Below are 16,543 nucleotides of genomic sequence, written 5' to 3'. Positions count from 1 at the left end.
GATGGCTGTGCAGAACCTCCCAGCGCAAGGCGCGACCTCCGCCCGCACAGCCGCCCGAGGCACGCCGACGATGACTTACAAACCACTTTCGCCGACGCAGTTGGCCTGGCGGCGATTCCAACGCAACCGACTGGCCATCATCGGCCTGTTCATTGTGCTGATATTCATCGCCGCCGGTGTGCTCGCGCCGGTCATCTCGCCCTTCCCTTACGATAAGACTAACCTGTTCAAGACGTGGCTGCCGCCCGGACGTGATCCGGCGCACATCCTGGGCACCGACGAACTCGGGCGTGACATCCTCAGCCGGTTGATCTGGGGCGCGCGCGTCAGCCTCGTCGTTTCGCTCGCCGCGACCGCCATCGTCGTAGCGCTCGCTTTGCTCTTCGGATTCCTCTCAGGCTACTTCGGCGGCGCATGGGATTACCTGCTCAACCGCGCGTTCGAAGTAATTGGCGCGCTGCCAGGCTTGCTCTTTCAAATCCTCCTGATGCTGCTGATCGGCAACGGCATCTTACAGGTCACGATTGCCATCTCGATACTCGGCTGGCCGGGACTAGCACGCCTGGTGCGCGCACAAGTGCTAACCTACAAGGAGCGCGACTTCGTGAGCGCAGCGCGCAGTCTGGGCGCCACGACGCCTTTCATCTTAGTGCGGCACTTGCTGCCCAACATCATCAATCCGCTCATCGTGGCGATCAGCTTCGCCATCCCCGGCTTCATCGGCACCGAAGCCGGCTTGAGCTTCCTGGGCTACGGCATCAACGATCCTTTGCCGAGTTGGGGCAAAATGGTCGGCGCGATCGGCCGCTACCTCTCCAGCCCGAACTATCTCTACGTCGGCGTCATCCCCACCATCGCACTGGCGCTGCTGGTGCTGGGATTCTCCTTCCTCGGCGACGGTCTGCGCGACGCGCTCGATCCATCATCCGACCGTGCGCGGCTATAGCGCGAGCGCGACGCAGGCCCCGCGAGCAGCTCGACCTGAATCCGGATGGGTAAGGGCGCCGCCCTCATCCATCCGCGCTGGCTTGGGATACTTCGGTCCGTTGCCTACCGCACCACCAGCACGCCATTCATCGTGTTGTAGTAGCCGGGGAAGGTGCAAATGAAGGGATACTCGCCCGGCGGTGGCGCATCGAAGGTGATGGTGTCGCTCTCGCCGGCGGCAACCAGCCGCGTGTGTGCGATCACATTCGGATCGTTTGGTTTGACGTAGCTCGTCTCAGGTGACCCCTCAGACTGGCCGTCGCTCACTACACGGAGCTGTGTATTCGGCTTCACCAGCACCCAGTTGAACGTCCGATTAGAACCGGGATCGGCGGCGTTCTTGAATGTAAGCGTGACGCGCGCGCCGGCCTTGACCTCTAAGCGGTCCCGATCGTAGAACGGCGTACTGCCTTTCGATGCCAGCGTAATCGAGACTTCGCCGCCCGAACCGGGCGGCGGCGCGGTAGGCTGGGCCGGCTGCCCCGAATCACCGCCGCATGCAGCCAGCGACACACCGGAAGCCATGCTCACAATTATCAGTGCCAGAAAACTTCTGCGTGAAATGTCTCTTGCCATTGCACGCCCTCAATCGAACGGTTCAGAACCTGCGTTGAACTTCTATGAAAGCGCGCTCGCACACGCGGGCGCATTAGCATTCGAGGAGCATGCCCAAGGCAGCCGCTACAGACCGAACGAAGTTGCGCGCCTGTGGCACAAGCGCATTGGGCAGATGCTCGATGATGAAATAGCCGTCCGGGCAGGCTTCCTGAAAGCGGCGCATGAACAGCGCATAATCCAGCACGCCGGCACCCGGCACGACTTCTTCGATGTGCACGACGAGCTGGTCGGCCAGGCGGCAATCCTTAGCGTGCGCCGCCACAATGTCGCGCCCCAGCAGATCATAGAGTTCGTTCAGCACGCTTGCCGTGTCGTGCACCTGCCTCACCGTACCGACGAAGTTGACCGGATCGTAGTTGAACTTCAGCATTGGCGAACCCACTGCGTCGAGCAAGTCGCGCACGCGCCGGGGCGTGTCGAGCGCAGAGAGCACGTGTCCTTCAACGGCCACCGGCACCCCCTCGGCTTGCGCCACAGCGCATATCTGGCGCAGGCTGTCCACGATTTTGTCGAACGTGCGCGCAGAGTGATTCTCCGGATGGGCATACCAGTGACCGTTTGGGTTGTGTCCCCCCGGACGGACATAGACGCTGGGCGCATCCACCATCCGCCCGATGCGCACCAGCGTCTGCATGCCGCGCACGCCCTGCGCGCGCGCAGCATCGTCGTAGCTGCACAGCGGCTCGTACCAACCGTTCACCTGCGCCACTTCGAGGCCCGCTGCATCGAAGGCGCGCTTTACCTGCCGCACCTCCTGCGGGTCGGCTTCCAGCGGGCGCTGAATGAATAATTGCGCGCCGCGAAATCCGGCTTGGCGCACGCGCCGCGTCGCTGCCGCGTCAATCGTCCGCCAGTCCGGCGGTAGGAGCACTGCGTTAGGTTCGTCGGGGCGAGCCAGTTGGCCGGCAACGCCGAGTTTCATGCGCCCTCCTAGCGCGTCTGGATCATGCCACGCACGTAGTCGGCATCGTCGCTGGCCAGCCAAGCCAAGATGCGCCCGACGCCGGCCGGTTCGCCCAGGTTGAGTTGTTGCTGCTCCCCACCCAAACCCAGTCGCTCTCGCTCGGCGGCGATCACCGACCGCTTCATCGCCGTGTCAATATTGCCCGGCATCACGACGTTGACGCGGATGTTGTCGGCAGCTAGTTTGTTCGCCAGCGTAATGCCCAGCCCGTTCACGCCCCCTTTGCTGGCCCCGTAGGCGTACGAAGAGCTGCCGCCGATCGCCGCCCCAGACGACACCAGCACAATCACGCCCTTGCCCGCCTTCTTGAGCAGCGGGACAGCGTGTTTGGCGCACAAAAAGCTGCCGATCAGGTTCACGTCCACGACAGACTCGAAAGTGGCGAGGTCGAACTCTTCGAGCGGCACAAATGCGCCGCGCAAGATGCCGGCGGTTTGGATCAGCGCGTCCAGGCGTCCATACTGCGCGGCGATGTTGGTGAAAGCGGCAGCGACCGAAGATTCATCAGCCACATTAATGGGAAAGAAAGCGCCACCGACGGCCAACGCAGTTGTGCGCCCCTCAACCTCATTGAGGTCCGCAACAATCACGGTTGCACCGACTTCGGCGCACACCTCAGCGGTGGCTTTGCCGATGCCCGTCGCGCCGCCAACAATGGCAACGATCTTGTCGCGCAGATTCATAGCGCGCATATATCGCATAAGCGGCGCTAAAAGTCAACCAGCTTGCGAGGTTGCACAAGCGACCCGTCAAGCCGAGTCGGTTACACTTACCGTCTGTCGGCGCGCGCCGATCCGGCGACGCCGACTCCACATTCCTATGACTGCGCTGCTCTACGCCGCGAACATCGGCAAACGATATGGCCTACGCCCCGTGCTGCACGGCGTCTCGCTCGACGTCTCGCGCGGCGAATTCGTCGCCATCCTGGGCGCCAACGGCGCCGGCAAAACGACGCTGCTGCGCATCCTGGCCACGCTCACCCGACCCAACAGCGGCGCGCTCACCATCGGCGGGATAGACGCGCTGGCGCATCCCGACCGCGCGCGCGCCTGCATCGGCCTGGTGTCGCACCAATCGCTGATCTACCCCGACCTTACCGCGCGCGAGAACCTGGAGTTCTATGGGCGCATGTATGGCGCGGCGAACTGGAGATTGGAGATGAGAGATTCGTCGGCGCAATCTGCGATCTCCAATCTCCCAATCCGCAATCTTTCTTCCCGAATCGAGGAGGCGCTGCGGCGCGTCAACCTTTGGCAGCGTCGCGACGATCCGGCGCGCACCTTTTCGCGCGGCATGATCCAGCGGCTCGCCATCGCCCGCGCCATCTTGCACGATCCACCGCTGCTCTTGCTGGATGAGCCGTTCACCGGCCTCGATCAGGCGTCGGCCGCCAATCTATCCGCGCTGCTGCGCGACGCCGCGCTGGGCGACCGCGCCGTGGTCATGACCACCCACGAGTTGAGCCGCAGCTTGGACGGCGTCACGCGCGCCCTCGTCCTGCAGGGCGGACGCATTGTGCGCGAAGTGCACGACGGCATCACTGCCCAGTCACTCACCGCGCTCATGAGCCACGCTTGAAGGCGGCCTGCGCCATGCCGACTGCTCTCCGCCAAATTGCCGCCATCATCCGCAAAGACATACTGCTGGAGCTGCGCACGCGCGAGTCCACCACCGCGATGGTGGTCTTCGCCGTGATGGCCATCGTGATGTTCAACTTTGCGCTGCGGCTGCGCGTGGATACCTTTCGCCCACTCACGCCCGGCGTGTTGTGGGTAACGCTGGTGTTCGCCGGCACGCTGGGGCTGTCGCGCTCGATGTCGTCCGAGCAGATCAACCAGTGCATGGATGGGCTATTGCTAGCGCCCTGCGACCGCAGCGTGATCTTCGCCGGCAAGGCCATCGCCAACGTCATCTTCACGCTGGCCGTCGCGCTGCTGGTCACGCCGATCATGGCCATTCTGTTCGACGAAACGCTCATGCAACCGGGCGTGTGGCTGGTCGTGCTGCTCGGCGTGATCGGCTATGCGGGCGCCGGCACGCTGATCGCGACAATGGCGGCCAGCACCCGCGCGCGCGAGGTGTTCTTGCCGATCTTGCTCTTCCCACTCGCGCTGCCGCTGCTCGTCGCCGCCGTCATCGCCACGTCGGGCTTCCTCGACCGGCTGCCGCTGGGTGAATTCGCAGCCTGGATCGGCGTCGAGCTGGCCTTCATCGTCATCTTCTGGACGGCGGGCACATTGCTGTTCGAGTATCTGGCGGAAGGATGAGGGCTGTCTCAGCTTACGCGATAATGCCGGGCATGAAAGAGCGACCGTACTGGTCCGACACCGTCGCGCCTTTCTCGCCCGCGCCACACGACTTCCCCGCACGCGTAGACGTTGCCATCGTCGGCGGCGGCTACACGGGGTTATCGGCCGCGCGTGAGCTGGCGCGCAGCGGCGCGCGTGTGGCAGTGCTCGAAGCGAACACGCTGGGCTGGGGCGCCAGTTCCCGCAACGGCGGCATGGTGCTCACCGGTCTCAAATCCAGCGCCGGCGCGCTGGTCAAGCGCTTCGGGATGGAGACGGCGCGCGCGCTGTTCTGCACATCACTCGACGCGATCAACCATGTCGAGCGAGTCGTCCGCGAGGAAGGCCTCGCCTGCGACTTCCGACGCTGCGGCCACATCGAGCTGGCTTACAAACCCGGCCACTTCGCCGGCTTCATCCGCGAGGCGGAGCTTTTGCAGAAGCACTTCCAGCACCCGGTGCGCTTGGTGGACAAAGCGCATCTAGGCGATGAGATTGAGACTGACCTATATCATGGCGGGCTGGTGGACGAGGCGAGCGCCGGGCTGAATCCCGCGCAGTATGCTGTTGGCTTAGCCCAGGCCGCCGAACGTGCCGGAGCGGGGCTGTTCGAGAACGCCCGCGTGACGCACATTGAGCATGACGCCGCAGGCACGGGTTTCGCAGTGACTACTGCGCGCGGCAAGCTGCATGCCGACCAAGTGATGATCGCGACGAACGGTTACACGGAACGCCTCGTCCCCTGGTTGCAGCGCCGGATCATCCCGATCGGCTCCTACATCATCGCCACCGAGCCGCTGCCGCCGGAGCTGGCGCAGCGGGTCAGCCGACATCGGCGCATGATGTTCGACTCGAAGAACTTTCTCTACTACTTCCGCCTTTCGGCGGACAACCGCATGATCTTCGGCGGACGCGCCGGCTTCATGCCCGCCAATGCGCACACCGTGCGCGAGAGCGCAGCCATCCTAAGACGCGGCATGCTGGAGGTATATCCGCAGTTGAAGGACATCGCGGTTGAGTATGCCTGGGGCGGCACACTGGGCTTCACGTTCGACCTGCTGCCGCACGCCGGCACTACTGCGGCGGGCATTCACTATGCGCTCGGATGTGGCGGCCACGGCGTGGCGTTGCTCTCATATCTGGGCGCATGTGTGGCGCAACACATCGCCGGCCGGCGCATCGAGAATCCACTTTTCACCCTACCCTTCCCCACGGCTCCGGCCAACCTATATCGCGGCAACCCCTGGTTCCTGCCGCTGGCCGGTCTGTATTACCGGTTGCTCGACGCCATCAGTTAAGGCGCCGCAGAGGTTGAGCTGACGGCGTCACTCAACAGCGAGGATCTTGAAGATGGTCGTGCCGGCCGGTGTCACCACACGCACCTTCGCCCCGACGCGCTTGCCAAGTAACGCCTGGCCTAGCGGCGACGCATTCGAAATCTTGCCGTTCATCGGATCGGCTTCCGCGACGCCGACGATCTGGAAGGTTTCTCGGTCGTCAAAGCCATCCTCAACCACTGTGACGCGGCTGCCCATGCGCACTTCTTCCTGGTCATTGGCTGCCTCATCGAGGATGATGCAGTCGGCCAGCATGCGCTCGAGGGCTAGGATGCGTCCTTCCAAAAACCCTTGTTCTTCTTTAGCCGCAGTGTAGTCCGCATTCTCCGACAAGTCACCCTGCTGGATGGCGAAACGCAGGCGCTCCGCCAGCTCCGGGCGCTTCACGTCGCGCAGATAGGCCAGCTCGTCGCGCAGCTTTTGCGCGCCTTCGGGGGTGAGATAGACCTTATTCGAATTGTGCGGGCTTGACATGGCCGAGATTTTACCTGACCAGGATCGCGCGACGTGGTGCACAATCACGGCATGGAGATCACAGGATCGGTCATCCTCATCACCGGCGCCGCACAGCGGGTCGGGCGCGCCGTTGCGCTCGACTTGGCGGCGCATGGTGCGCATATTGCGTTCAGCTATTACCTCGAAAGCGAACCCTGGCGCGCCACGGTGGAAGCGATCGAGCGCCTGGGCGTGCGCAGCTTTGCCATGCAAGCCGACATGACACAAGCCGGCCAGGTGCGCGCGTTGGCGCAGGCCGTGCTGCAGCGCTTCGGGCGCGTAGATGTCCTCATCAACAATGCGTCCATTTGGTTGAAGAAACCGGCGCTCGAGATCAGCGAGGCAGAATGGGACGCGGAGATGAGCCTGAACGCCAAAGCGCCTTTCCTGATAGCGCAGGCCGTTGCCCCACACATGATCGCGCAAGGGTGCGGCCTGATCATCAACATCACCGACCTATCGGCGTTCCAGGCCTGGCCGGGCTACGCCCATCATTCGGCCAGCAAGGCCGCGCTGGTGGCGCTCACCAAGGTGTTGGCGCTGGAGTGGGCGCCGCAGGTGCGCGTGAACGCCATCGCGCCCGGCACCGTCCTGCTGCCGGACGACGCCGACGAGGCCAAACGGCAGTGGGCAATTGAAAAGTCCGCCCTCAAACGCATCGGCTCGCCGGAGGACGTCGCGCGCACGGTGCGTTACTTGATCGAAGAGGATTTCGCCACCGGCGCGGTGTATTTCGTGGATGGCGGGCGGTCGCTGGTCTAAGCGCCTCGCCTATCCTGCTCCCGCCACATGCGCGCCAACCGACGGTACATGTCGAAGTTGTAATACGCCATCAGCGCGCTCAGGCGCAGGCCATGCCAGCCATCGCGATAGCCGCGCAGCGTGAAGAACCGCCGGCGAAACTCGCGCAGCGGCTGCAGCACGAAGTTGCGCGGCTTGGGGCGAACGCCCTGCTTGAACAGGATGCCGGCGTCGTATTCGGCATACTTGCGCTGTTTGACGTGGAATTGCGCGACGGTGTCGTAGTTGTAATGGATCAGCGCGGCGCGTAGGTAACCCATGGGGCCGTCATGCTGCGCCACCTCATGCACCTCGCGGCGCGGGTCGAAGCAAGCGCGACCGACGCGAAACAACCGCGCCTGGTGATCGGGGTGCCAGCCGGCGCCCAGCGTAAGCCGGCCGAACAGATAGTTCTGCCGGGGTACCGCATACACATCGTGCTGCGGCGCGGCAACTACGGCGCGAATTTCTTCGCCCAGCGCCTGCGGGCAGCGCTCGTCCGCGTCTACGAAGAACACCCATTCACTGTCAACGGCGCCGAGCGCAGCGTTGCGCTGTTGCGCGTAGTTCTGGAAGGGATGCTGAATCACCTGCGCGCCGGCTTGCTCGGCAAGCGCGACTGTGGCATCGGTGCTGAACGAATCGAAAACGATGCGCGCATCTGCCCAGGCGAGCGTCTCCAGACACGCGCGAATGTGCCGCTCCTCGTTCAATGTGAGTATGACGGCACTGACGCGAGGCGACGAAGCAGCGCTCATCTCCGCATCAGTGTAGCATGAGCGCTGCGTGCTATACTTCCTTCACCCGGCGACGTGGCCAAGTGGTAAGGCAAGGGTCTGCAAAACCCTGATGCGTGGGTTCGATTCCCACCGTCGCCTCTTTCATCCCGCGTAGGGATGTCCTCACCCCGCCGCCCTGCGTCCACCCACAGCTTCACAGCGCATACAAAATCCGCCCGCAATTGGAACACATCGCCAGCGCAGCGCCGGTGTGGGCTTGCTGGATGAGTTGGGAGGAAGGCGTCTCACCGCACTGGCTACAGGCGCCGGCTTTGATGAGCGCGACGGCTACGCCGTTGGGTTTCTTCGCCCGGATGGCCGAATACAGGTCTAAGTCTCTGGCCGGGAGGCTGCGACACAGGGCTTCGCGTTGCTCCAAAGCGCCCTCGACCACGGCTGTAAGGTTGTCGCGCTCGGCGCGCAGGTGCGCGCTGTCCTCGGCAAAGTTGCGCTCGGCCTGAGCCAGCGCCTGGCGACAACGCAGCTCGTCGGCGCGGAGCTGCTCCACCTGCTCCATCGCCGCCAAAATCTGCTCGTCCAGCGCAACACGCCGCCGCTTCAAAACATCCAGTTCGTGCTGCAGGTCAAGCATTTCCTTGGGGTTGCGAATCGCGCCGGAGTACAACCGCTGTTCCTCACGAGCGATCTTGTCGTCGAGCGCCTGGGCATCCAGCTCGAGCGACTTGAGTTCGGACGAAGCGAGTCGCAGCGCCTTCTCGGCTCTGGCGCTCTCAGCGCGTGTATGTTCGAGCGCTGGGCTGCCGGCCAGCAACGTCTCGATTTCGTGCAGGCGCTTACGGGCACGGTCGAGTTCCAGGTCGAGCAATTGCAAACGATAGAGAGATTCCGCGCGCGACATGCGGTCAGTATAGGCGAGGCTTATAATCACGCCTGAGGCATGGAATTGTTATGAGACCCCCCAGCGGCGAGGGCGGGCGTGGCAGCCTGATAGACTTTGCCCTCATCCTGATCCTGTTCTCCATCGTGATCGTTGTGATCGTCGTGTTGCTCGGTCCGGCTATCACCGATTTCTTAAGCCGGCTCGTCGCCCGTTAGCCCATCGGCGCAGCCCCCGTGCTCTCCTATTTGATTCTTAGACAAATCATGTTTACTATCGTCGTATGTTGCGCATAAGCGCCATAGCTTCAGTAATAGGGCGCGGCCAGCGCACATTCGCGTTCTTGCTCGACCTGTTGTATCCGCCGCGCTGCGGGGGATGCGGTAAATATGGCGAGGGCTGGTGGTGCACTGCGTGCAACAACCGGACGCAGTGGCTGAACGCGCGCGACAGCCGAGTTTCGCTTGAACTGCCATCGGGCCAATCGCTGACGGTCATCTCGGCAGCAAATTTTGGCCCGCCGCTGCGCGAAGGCATCCACTGCTTCAAGTACGAGGGCCAGCCTCAACTCGCCGAAGCGTTCGCCGCCCACATGAGCGCCATCGCAAAAGCCAACGCCCTGTCCGCCGATGGGATCGTCCCTGTGCCGTTGCACGCGACTCGACTGAAGGAGCGCGGCTTTAATCAGAGTTTGCTGCTGGCGCGTCACATCAGCGCAGCGCTGGGAAGGCCGGTCGAGGCGCGCGCGCTGCAGCGCATCCGGCCAACTCAGCAACAGGCGCACCTGAGCGCAACAGCGCGCAAGGAGAACATGCGCGGCGCGTTCGCGGCTCTGCCCGAGCGGGTCCAAGGCAGGGCGCTCATGCTCGTAGATGACGTGCTCACCACCGGCGCCACCTTAGTGGAATGCGCGCACGTCTTGTATGAGGCCGGCGCACAACACGTCGTCGCGCTCACGCTGGCCCGCGCGTGAAGCTAAAGCTTGCGCAATACGAAATGTTCAACTCGACGAAGTGAATTACCCCATCGGAGGAAGCATCATGCAAGTCTCAGTTCAAGGTCACAACATGAACGTCAGCCAACGCCTCGATAAGTATGTCCGCAACAAGGCCGAGCGCCTACAACGATATCTGCCAGGCTTAGAGGACGTGCGCGTGGAGTTTACGAGGCAAAGCACAAAGAGGGATGTGCCGAAATCGGTCGAATTGACCGTGCGGCGACGCGGCACGCTACTCCGCGTCGAAGAAGAAGACGCTGACCCGTTCAAGGCATTTGACCTAGCGCTGGAGAAAATGTATCAGCGCATCGCGCGCTACAAGGGCCGCCGCATAGACCACAAGCGCAGCGGCGCAGCCGCGCTCGCGACCGAAGACGAAGAACTGCTCATGGCCGAGGCGTTGCCGATCGAAGAAGAAACCCCACCCGCAGCGCCGTCGCCTAAGCTGGTGCGCATCAAGACGTTCCAGATCGTGCCGATGAGTGTGGAAGAGGCAATTGAACAAATGGAATTGCTGGGTCACGATTTCTTCGTGTTTGTGCATGCCGACGACAGCCGGGTCAAGGTGGTCTATCGTCGCAAGGGCGGCGACTATGGCCTACTACAGCCGGAGAAGTAAAAATCCTGAAGGTGGGCGACTTCACATAAGCTCGCGGCATCTGGAGCGGTGCTCAGGCGCGCGGCGCTCCTACATACCACGTGCCGATGCGACACGCAAATGGCATCACAAGCCTTCCTGAATGCTGCGAATTTGCTCCGCCGTGCGCTGCTGAATCTCGCGGATTTGTTGCGCCGCCCTGTCCTGGACTTCTTTGACCTGTTGCGCTGCGCGTTCCTGAATGTCACGAATTTGCTGCGCCGAGCGCTCCTGAACGGTCTGAATCTGCTGGAGAGACTTCTCCTGCACTTCGCGGATGCGTTGAGCAATGCGCTCGAAGCGTTCCCGCAGGCGCGCGTCAGCGAGGGCAGTCTGCGCGGGCATCGCCGGCTGCGAAGCGTCATTGGCCTGGCCGTTGCGCCGAGGCAGCCGTTGCCGATCATAATCGGCGCGCTTATGTGGGTCCGACAACACCTCGTACGCTTCGTTCAAGGCTTGCATGCGGCGGGTGGCATCGGCAGAGGTATTGCGATCGGGGTGATATTTGGCCGCCAGCGCCTTGTAAGCGGCAGCGATGACGACGCTCTCCGCCATCTCGTCCACCTGCATGATCTGGTAGTAGTCCTTGTCGAACGCGCTCATAGTTCCACTCGCTTATGCACCGTGCGTTGTTATGAGAATTCTACGCAACAGGTAGAATCATACGCTCGCAACAGTCAACATCCAACCACTTAGGTGAAGGAGTCTTCTCACACGATGTCTCTATCTCCATCTCCGATTCCGATTGTGTTCGCGATCGTCGTCAGCTTAATAGGCTTGGCCTACGTCGCCGTCACTGCGCGGGCCATCCTGGGCAGCGATCCTGGCAACGAGACGATGCAACAGATCAGTCAGGCGATCCGTGAGGGCGCGCAGGCCTTTCTAGCGCAGCAGTATCGTGTGCTGGTGATCTTCGCGGCTGTGGTGGCCATCGCTATCGCCGTGTTCATCCGCTGGCAAACAGCGGTGTGCTTCGTCATCGGCGCGTTCACATCGGCGCTGACCGGCTTTATCGGCATGAGCATCGCCACGCGCGCGAACACGCGCACGACCGCTGCCGCCATGAAGTCGCTGGACGCCGGGCTGCGGGTCGCCTTCCGCAGCGGCAGCGTGATGGGTATGAGTGTAGTCAGCATCGGCCTGCTCGGGTTGTCGGCTCTGTTCTTCCTGTTCGGCATGAACCAACTGGCGATTGACGCGGTGACCGGCTTCTCGTTCGGCGCGTCGTCTATTGCGCTGTTCGCCCGCGTGGGTGGCGGCATCTACACCAAAGCAGCCGACGTTGGCGCCGACCTGGTCGGCAAGGTCGAGGCCGGCATCCCCGAAGACGACCCACGCAACCCGGCCGTGATCGCGGACAATGTTGGCGACAATGTGGGCGATGTAGCCGGCATGGGCGCAGACTTATACGAGTCCTACGTCGGTTCAATCGTGGCCGCTTCGGCCGTGGCCGTCGTAGGAGCTGCGCGCGGCGAACTCAGCCCCGGGGCGTTGCTGTTGCCGTTCGCCATCGCTGCAGTAGGCATCCTCGCGGCGCTGATCGGCTCGTTCATGGTGCGCACGCGCGAGAACGCCTCTCAGGGCGACCTGCTGCGCACGCTGCGCACGGCAGTCTGGACCGCATCGGGATTAGTGGTGCCTGGCATCGCCCTGCTGATCCTGCTGGACGGCACGATCGGCTGGCCGATCTTCTTCGCTATTCTACTTGGCTTAGCTGCTGGGCTGTTGATCGCTTACTTCACCGAATACTACACCAGCTATACCGAAAAGCCGACGCAGGGGATCGCGCAAGCCGCGCGCACCGGCGTCGCCACGCTTGTCATCGAGGGGTTGGCCGTTGGCATGCGCTCGACGCTGGCGCCGGTTGCCATCGTCATGGTCGCTGTGATCGGTGCATATGTGCTCGGCTTCAACAATGCCGTCGGCGGGCGAATCGGCGGCGCAGACGGTGGACTGTATGCCGTCTCGCTGGCTGCGGTCGGCATGCTCAGCACGCTAGGCATCACGCTAGCGACGGATGCCTATGGGCCGGTGGCCGACAACGCCGGCGGCATCGCCGAGATGGCGCACCTGCCCAAAGAAGTGCGCGCGCGCACCGATGCGCTGGACTCGCTGGGCAACACCACGGCTGCCACCGGCAAGGGCTTCGCCATCGGCTCGGCGGTGTTGACCGCGCTGGGCCTGATCGCCGCCTACGCCCAGACCAGCGGCCTGCAAAGTGCGCAACTGACCCTGCTCGACCCGAGGCTGTTGGGCGCCCTGCTGTTCGGCGCGATGTTGCCCTTCCTGTTCAGCGCGATCACCATGACGGCCGTAGGCCGCGCGGCGATGCAAATTGTCGAGGAGGTGCGTCGTCAGTTTAGGGAGATCGCCGGCCTGAAGGAGGGCGCGCCCGGCGCGCGCGCCGATTACGCCCGATGTGTGGCGATCAGCACGCGTTCGGCGCTGCGCGAGATGGTGCCGCCGGGCGTGCTGGCCGTCGCCACGCCGATCGCCATCGGCATTTTGCTCGGCCCGGCAGCGCTGGCTGGCTTGCTTGTCGGCGCAACGGCATCGGGCTTCGTCCTCGCTATTATGATGGCGAACGCCGGCGGCGCGTGGGACAATGCCAAGAAGTTCATCGAGACGGGTGAGTTGGGCGGCAAGGGCTCCGACAATCACAAAGCGGCGGTGGTGGGCGACACCGTCGGCGATCCCTTCAAAGACACCTCCGGCCCCTCGCTGAACATCCTGATCAAGCTGATGAGCGTGGTGTCGCTCGTCTTTGCGCCATTATTCGTACAGATCGGCGGGCTGATCCGGTGATCGTGCGGGGCGCGCAGTTAACGCTGCCGACTTCCGAACATTTCTCCTATAATCTCGCCGATGGTCGGCGCGAAGTTACTCCGATGGCCAGGCGGCGCGCGCGCAGTGCGCTATGCATTGCACGCTGTGCTGTGCGCCGCTGCACTCGTAGTCCCCGTCCCCGGCGCGGCGCATGCCCAAAGCGGCGGGCCGAACTTGCTGAAGAACCCCGGCTTCGACTGGCCGGCGCAAACCAACGGCGACGTATGCGCCCCCGGTTGGTCCAAAGACAACGCCATTACCCCGCATGAATGGACGGCGTTTTGGACGTGCAAGAGCGGCGAAGAGTTGAACCAGGACTTGGTCAACCGCGCGCCGGAGTTCCGGGTGATGACCGTGGACATCGCCGCCGACCGCGTGCGCAGCTATCCGACCAGCGCCAGCTTCTTCACCTACCGTTCGATCAACCGCTCGGCCGGCCTGTATCAAATCGTGCGCGGCCTCACACCGGGAACGCGACTGCGCTTCAGCGTGTGGGTCAACTTACTCACCACAAACTCCGACGTGTTGCCGCTGCATTCATCCCGCCAGCCGGGCGGCTTGCAGGCGCGCGCTTGCATCCACACCACCGGCTTCGTCGCACTCACCCCCAACCTGAACGACCCGGCGGTCGTCTGCAGCATCTGGATGCGGCCCTACGACACATGGGGGGAACTCGTCGTCGAGGCGACCGCTGCGTCCGACGCCGTCGCGGTCATCATTGACACCACGGCGGAGTACCCGGTGATTCACAACGACGTGCACGTAGATGACGCTTCGCTCGTCGTCATCGGCAATGCGCCGGCTCCACAACAACCCGCCGCGCCGGCCGGCGCGCAGCCGCCGGCCGGCTCAGGCGCTGCGGCGCCGGGCGTCGTTGTGAAAACGCCAACCGCCAACGTGCGCGCCGCACCCACCCTCAACAGCACGATCCTGGCTTCGGCCCCACAAGGGACGACGTTCACGGTGCGCGCCTACACCGCCGACCGCCAATGGTGGCAGATCGAATTTAGCCGCGCCCAAGATGGCCTGGCCTACATTCACCATTCGGTGGTCACGCCGAACGCTGCTGCACAAGCTGCGCTGGGCGGCCATGCCGCCGCTGCGTCGCAACCCACATCACCCGCGCAGGTCGTCGTCAACACCGGCGGCAGCCGATTAAACATACGGGCCACACCATCCTTAAAAGCACCCATCCTGGGCCGCGCACAGAACGGCGCCAGCCTAGAGGTCAAAGGGATATCGCCGGACAAGCAGTGGTGGCAGATCGCCTACGCCGGCGGGACGGACGGCACTGCATGGGTCATGGCGCAGTATGTCGTCCCTAACCCAGCGGCCAGACAGTTGGCCGGATTGCCGTGAGGCTCGACGGCTGCATCGGGACACACACCCTCGATCATCCTTCGGCTGAGCGGCGCGCCCCCCACCCGCCCGACGCCAGCCGCATACAACCCCACCTCTACGCCGCGGAAGGTCTGCCGGTCGAGCAACGGCAACGTCGCGTCGAACCACCGACGAACTAGGCCGCGCTGATCCCACATCGTTGCTTCGGACTCGAACAGCCACACGCGCGACGACGAGACAACCTGAGCGCGCATCACCTGCGCAACGTCGTCCGGCGACATCCCATGGTTGGTGAACGGCGCTTCGACCCATTGCAATTGCGCCAGCGAATAGCCCAACCGCTCGGCGTAGTAGGCGAAGCTATGCCTCATGTAGGGAATCTGAAAGACAATCTTGTCCCCGGGCTGGGCGCGGTGCAGCACATAGGCGACGGCACCTCGTAGGTCAGGGCGGATCGGGTAGATGATCTGCGCGGCGACGCCGGCCAGGCTGACCAGGCTAACAGTAGCAAGCGCCACCCGCGCGGCGATACGCCCGGCGCGCGCGCCGTCGAACAGCCGATCCAACCCGACGCCGGCCAGCAGGTAGAACGCCGGCGCCGACCAGAGCACATAGCGCGGCAAAAAGAGGGGCACGCGCAGCGAGATCAGGAACATCAACAGCGCCGGCAGCGTCATCCATCCCAGCGCCGCCAGTTGCATGCGCCAGGCTTTCACCTCACGCGCGTCGCGCAACGCACATCGTGCGGCGGTCAACAGGCCATACGCGATGAGCATCAAGCTGAGCAGCACCGCCACTCGGCGAACCAGCATCACAGACTCGCCGGGCATCGCCCACAACACGGGCGACCGCTCATCCAGGCCAAAAAGCCAGTGCGATGCTAATGCCCAAACGATTTGATCGAGGGGATAGAAGCGATGGCCGATGTCGCCCCCGCGCAACCAGGCCGGCGCCTGCCAGGCCAGCAGCGGCAGATACGGTAGGGTGAGCAGCGCAAGGGCCACCGCGCCGCCGGCGAGATGGCGGCGCGAGGCCGGCCATTGGGCCAGGAAGAAAAGCATCGCCACCGGCACGAACAACGGCGAAAGCACATGGACGTAGAAACTCAAGCTGGCTGCGACGACGAAGACCGTCCACCAGCGCAACGCTCGGCCATCGGCCGGGGAGTTGGTTGCGCGCAGGAGGGCGTAGAGCGCCAGGGCAAGCAACATGGGTTGTAGGGAGTACATCTTGCCCTCCCCCGCATACCAGACCAGAACTGGTGAGAGGGCCGCCAACCAGGCCGCTAGAACTCCCACGCGCGCGCCGAACATGCGCCGGCCTAGGACATAGACCAACGCCACGAGGGCGACGCCACAGATCACCGACAAGTAGCGCAGCGCAAAATCGCTCACGCCGGCCGACGACAGCCAGCCACGCACGATCAGGTGATAGAGCGGGCCGTTGAAGCCGTTCGCGGTGAATCGTGCAACAAGATCGCTCAGCGGCGCGAACGCAAACCGCACCGAGTCCACCTCGTCGCGCCAGAGGCTTTCGCCAGTCAGGTTGGCACTGCGCAGGATAAAAGCGACGAAGAGCAGGGCAGCAACCGCTGCGCGTGAATCGGAAAGTCTCAACTCGCCGGTCATTGTAGACCGGCCCCCCAATGGATAACGC

18 protein-coding genes and 1 tRNA gene are annotated in these 16,543 nt (G+C 63.6%); 11 read left to right on the top strand and 8 right to left on the bottom strand.

The features are described 5' to 3' along the window. Window position 1 precedes the first annotated feature (1 nt). On the top strand, window positions 2–946 hold the full coding sequence (locus tag GXH28_RS01285) for an ABC transporter permease (RefSeq protein WP_240550099.1): 945 nt from the start codon (window positions 2–4) through the stop codon (window positions 944–946). A gap of 104 nt (window positions 947–1,050) precedes the next feature. Here the strand turns inward: GXH28_RS01285 and GXH28_RS01280 are convergent, their stop codons facing one another. The 3 genes from GXH28_RS01280 to GXH28_RS01270 form a co-directional block, all read right to left on the bottom strand. Continuing rightward, on the bottom strand, window positions 1,051–1,512 hold the full coding sequence (locus GXH28_RS01280) for a plastocyanin/azurin family copper-binding protein (protein ID WP_169237185.1): 462 nt from the start codon (window positions 1,510–1,512) through the stop codon (window positions 1,051–1,053). 124 nt (window positions 1,513–1,636) lie between these two features. Then, complete coding sequence (locus GXH28_RS01275; RefSeq protein WP_169237184.1) at window positions 1,637–2,527, bottom strand: sugar phosphate isomerase/epimerase family protein; 891 nt, start codon at window positions 2,525–2,527, stop codon at window positions 1,637–1,639. An 8-nt stretch (window positions 2,528–2,535) separates the two neighbouring features. Next, complete coding sequence (locus GXH28_RS01270) at window positions 2,536–3,252, bottom strand: SDR family NAD(P)-dependent oxidoreductase (RefSeq protein WP_169237183.1); 717 nt, start codon at window positions 3,250–3,252, stop codon at window positions 2,536–2,538. Between the two features lie 136 nt (window positions 3,253–3,388). Here GXH28_RS01270 and GXH28_RS01265 point away from each other — a divergent pair, with 136 nt between their 5' ends. The 3 genes from GXH28_RS01265 to GXH28_RS01255 are packed head-to-tail and all read left to right on the top strand — an operon-like array spanning window position 3,389 to window position 6,155. After that, window positions 3,389–4,147 carry an ABC transporter ATP-binding protein gene (locus GXH28_RS01265; RefSeq protein WP_169237182.1) on the top strand — a complete coding sequence of 253 codons (759 nt, stop codon included), beginning with the start codon at window positions 3,389–3,391 and terminating at the stop codon, window positions 4,145–4,147. 14 nt (window positions 4,148–4,161) lie between these two features. Then, a complete protein-coding gene (locus tag GXH28_RS01260; RefSeq protein WP_169237181.1) occupies window positions 4,162–4,836 on the top strand; it encodes a heme exporter protein CcmB in 675 nt (224 codons plus the stop codon). Window positions 4,837–4,868: 32 nt separating this feature from the next. Then, on the top strand, window positions 4,869–6,155 hold the full coding sequence (locus tag GXH28_RS01255; protein ID WP_169237180.1) for an NAD(P)/FAD-dependent oxidoreductase: 1,287 nt from the start codon (window positions 4,869–4,871) through the stop codon (window positions 6,153–6,155). Window positions 6,156–6,182: 27 nt separating this feature from the next. Here GXH28_RS01255 and greA read toward each other — a convergent pair whose 3' ends face one another. Continuing rightward, on the bottom strand, window positions 6,183–6,668 hold the full coding sequence (gene greA / locus GXH28_RS01250; RefSeq protein ID WP_169237179.1) for a transcription elongation factor GreA: 486 nt from the start codon (window positions 6,666–6,668) through the stop codon (window positions 6,183–6,185). A 51-nt stretch (window positions 6,669–6,719) separates the two neighbouring features. On the opposite strand from greA, the gene GXH28_RS01245 reads away from it, so the two are divergent. Further along, complete coding sequence (locus tag GXH28_RS01245) at window positions 6,720–7,451, top strand: SDR family NAD(P)-dependent oxidoreductase (protein WP_169237178.1); 732 nt, start codon at window positions 6,720–6,722, stop codon at window positions 7,449–7,451. On the opposite strand, the gene GXH28_RS01240 is transcribed toward GXH28_RS01245, so the two are convergent. After that, entirely contained in the window at window positions 7,448–8,227 is a 780-nt protein-coding gene (locus GXH28_RS01240) for a glycosyltransferase family 2 protein (RefSeq protein ID WP_169237177.1), read from the bottom strand. The genes GXH28_RS01245 and GXH28_RS01240 overlap by 4 nt on opposite strands. A gap of 48 nt (window positions 8,228–8,275) precedes the next feature. Between GXH28_RS01240 and GXH28_RS01235 the strand changes: the two genes are divergently transcribed. Beyond that, window positions 8,276–8,347, top strand: a tRNA-Cys gene (locus GXH28_RS01235). A 55-nt stretch (window positions 8,348–8,402) separates the two neighbouring features. Here the strand turns inward: GXH28_RS01235 and GXH28_RS01230 are convergent. After that, window positions 8,403–9,107, bottom strand: a complete 705-nt coding sequence (locus tag GXH28_RS01230) for a zinc ribbon domain-containing protein (RefSeq protein ID WP_169237176.1) — start codon at window positions 9,105–9,107, stop codon at window positions 8,403–8,405. 50 nt (window positions 9,108–9,157) lie between these two features. Here GXH28_RS01230 and GXH28_RS01225 point away from each other — a divergent pair, with 50 nt between their 5' ends. The 3 genes from GXH28_RS01225 to hpf all read left to right on the top strand — a co-directional run bounded on the left by GXH28_RS01225 (window position 9,158) and on the right by hpf (window position 10,702). Then, window positions 9,158–9,304: a pilus assembly protein gene (locus GXH28_RS01225; protein WP_169237175.1), complete on the top strand. Its 147-nt coding sequence runs from the start codon at window positions 9,158–9,160 to the stop codon at window positions 9,302–9,304. Between the two features lie 65 nt (window positions 9,305–9,369). Further along, a complete protein-coding gene (locus GXH28_RS01220; RefSeq protein WP_169237174.1) occupies window positions 9,370–10,059 on the top strand; it encodes a ComF family protein in 690 nt (229 codons plus the stop codon). 67 nt (window positions 10,060–10,126) lie between these two features. After that, window positions 10,127–10,702 (top strand): ribosome hibernation-promoting factor, HPF/YfiA family, encoded by a 576-nt coding sequence (hpf, locus tag GXH28_RS01215; RefSeq protein ID WP_169237173.1) that lies wholly within the window; start codon window positions 10,127–10,129, stop codon window positions 10,700–10,702. Window positions 10,703–10,807: 105 nt separating this feature from the next. Here hpf and GXH28_RS01210 read toward each other — a convergent pair whose 3' ends face one another. Next, window positions 10,808–11,323, bottom strand: coding sequence for a J domain-containing protein (locus GXH28_RS01210; RefSeq protein ID WP_206156668.1), 516 nt, complete (start codon window positions 11,321–11,323; stop codon window positions 10,808–10,810). 114 nt (window positions 11,324–11,437) lie between these two features. On the opposite strand from GXH28_RS01210, the gene GXH28_RS01205 reads away from it, so the two are divergent. After that, complete coding sequence (locus GXH28_RS01205; RefSeq protein WP_169237172.1) at window positions 11,438–13,525, top strand: sodium-translocating pyrophosphatase; 2,088 nt, start codon at window positions 11,438–11,440, stop codon at window positions 13,523–13,525. A gap of 60 nt (window positions 13,526–13,585) precedes the next feature. Continuing rightward, entirely contained in the window at window positions 13,586–14,905 is a 1,320-nt protein-coding gene (locus GXH28_RS01200; protein ID WP_169237171.1) for an SH3 domain-containing protein, read from the top strand. On the opposite strand, the gene GXH28_RS01195 is transcribed toward GXH28_RS01200, so the two are convergent. Further along, window positions 14,815–16,503 (bottom strand): glycosyltransferase family 39 protein, encoded by a 1,689-nt coding sequence (locus GXH28_RS01195; RefSeq protein WP_169237170.1) that lies wholly within the window; start codon window positions 16,501–16,503, stop codon window positions 14,815–14,817. The two genes, GXH28_RS01200 and GXH28_RS01195, sit on opposite strands and share 91 nt — an antisense overlap. Between the last annotated feature and the right edge of the window lie 40 nt (window positions 16,504–16,543).

It is taken from the genome of Candidatus Roseilinea sp. NK_OTU-006, from assembly GCF_012931985.1.
Classification (GTDB): domain Bacteria; phylum Chloroflexota; class Anaerolineae; order J036; family Brachytrichaceae; genus JAAFGM01.
The sequence above is the reverse complement of the archived record's forward strand: the minus strand, read 5'-3'. Positions and strand labels throughout refer to the sequence as shown.

Excerpts from the sequence above, each read along its gene's own strand:
- GXH28_RS01285 (WP_240550099.1), top strand. The coding sequence starts at position 2 with ATGGCTGTGCAGAACCTCCCAGCGCAAGGCGCGACCTCCGCCCGCACA.
- GXH28_RS01280 (WP_169237185.1), bottom strand. The coding sequence starts at position 1,512 with ATGGCTTCCGGTGTGTCGCTGGCTGCATGCGGCGGTGATTCGGGGCAG.
- GXH28_RS01275 (WP_169237184.1), bottom strand. The coding sequence starts at position 2,527 with ATGAAACTCGGCGTTGCCGGCCAACTGGCTCGCCCCGACGAACCTAAC.
- GXH28_RS01270 (WP_169237183.1), bottom strand. The coding sequence starts at position 3,252 with ATGAATCTGCGCGACAAGATCGTTGCCATTGTTGGCGGCGCGACGGGC.
- GXH28_RS01265 (WP_169237182.1), top strand. The coding sequence starts at position 3,389 with ATGACTGCGCTGCTCTACGCCGCGAACATCGGCAAACGATATGGCCTA.
- GXH28_RS01260 (WP_169237181.1), top strand. The coding sequence starts at position 4,162 with ATGCCGACTGCTCTCCGCCAAATTGCCGCCATCATCCGCAAAGACATA.
- GXH28_RS01255 (WP_169237180.1), top strand. The coding sequence starts at position 4,869 with ATGAAAGAGCGACCGTACTGGTCCGACACCGTCGCGCCTTTCTCGCCC.
- greA (WP_169237179.1), bottom strand. The coding sequence starts at position 6,668 with ATGTCAAGCCCGCACAATTCGAATAAGGTCTATCTCACCCCCGAAGGC.
- GXH28_RS01245 (WP_169237178.1), top strand. The coding sequence starts at position 6,720 with ATGGAGATCACAGGATCGGTCATCCTCATCACCGGCGCCGCACAGCGG.
- GXH28_RS01240 (WP_169237177.1), bottom strand. The coding sequence starts at position 8,227 with ATGAGCGCTGCTTCGTCGCCTCGCGTCAGTGCCGTCATACTCACATTG.
- GXH28_RS01230 (WP_169237176.1), bottom strand. The coding sequence starts at position 9,107 with ATGTCGCGCGCGGAATCTCTCTATCGTTTGCAATTGCTCGACCTGGAA.
- GXH28_RS01225 (WP_169237175.1), top strand. The coding sequence starts at position 9,158 with ATGAGACCCCCCAGCGGCGAGGGCGGGCGTGGCAGCCTGATAGACTTT.
- GXH28_RS01220 (WP_169237174.1), top strand. The coding sequence starts at position 9,370 with ATGTTGCGCATAAGCGCCATAGCTTCAGTAATAGGGCGCGGCCAGCGC.
- hpf (WP_169237173.1), top strand. The coding sequence starts at position 10,127 with ATGCAAGTCTCAGTTCAAGGTCACAACATGAACGTCAGCCAACGCCTC.
- GXH28_RS01210 (WP_206156668.1), bottom strand. The coding sequence starts at position 11,323 with ATGAGCGCGTTCGACAAGGACTACTACCAGATCATGCAGGTGGACGAG.
- GXH28_RS01205 (WP_169237172.1), top strand. The coding sequence starts at position 11,438 with ATGTCTCTATCTCCATCTCCGATTCCGATTGTGTTCGCGATCGTCGTC.
- GXH28_RS01200 (WP_169237171.1), top strand. The coding sequence starts at position 13,586 with ATGGTCGGCGCGAAGTTACTCCGATGGCCAGGCGGCGCGCGCGCAGTG.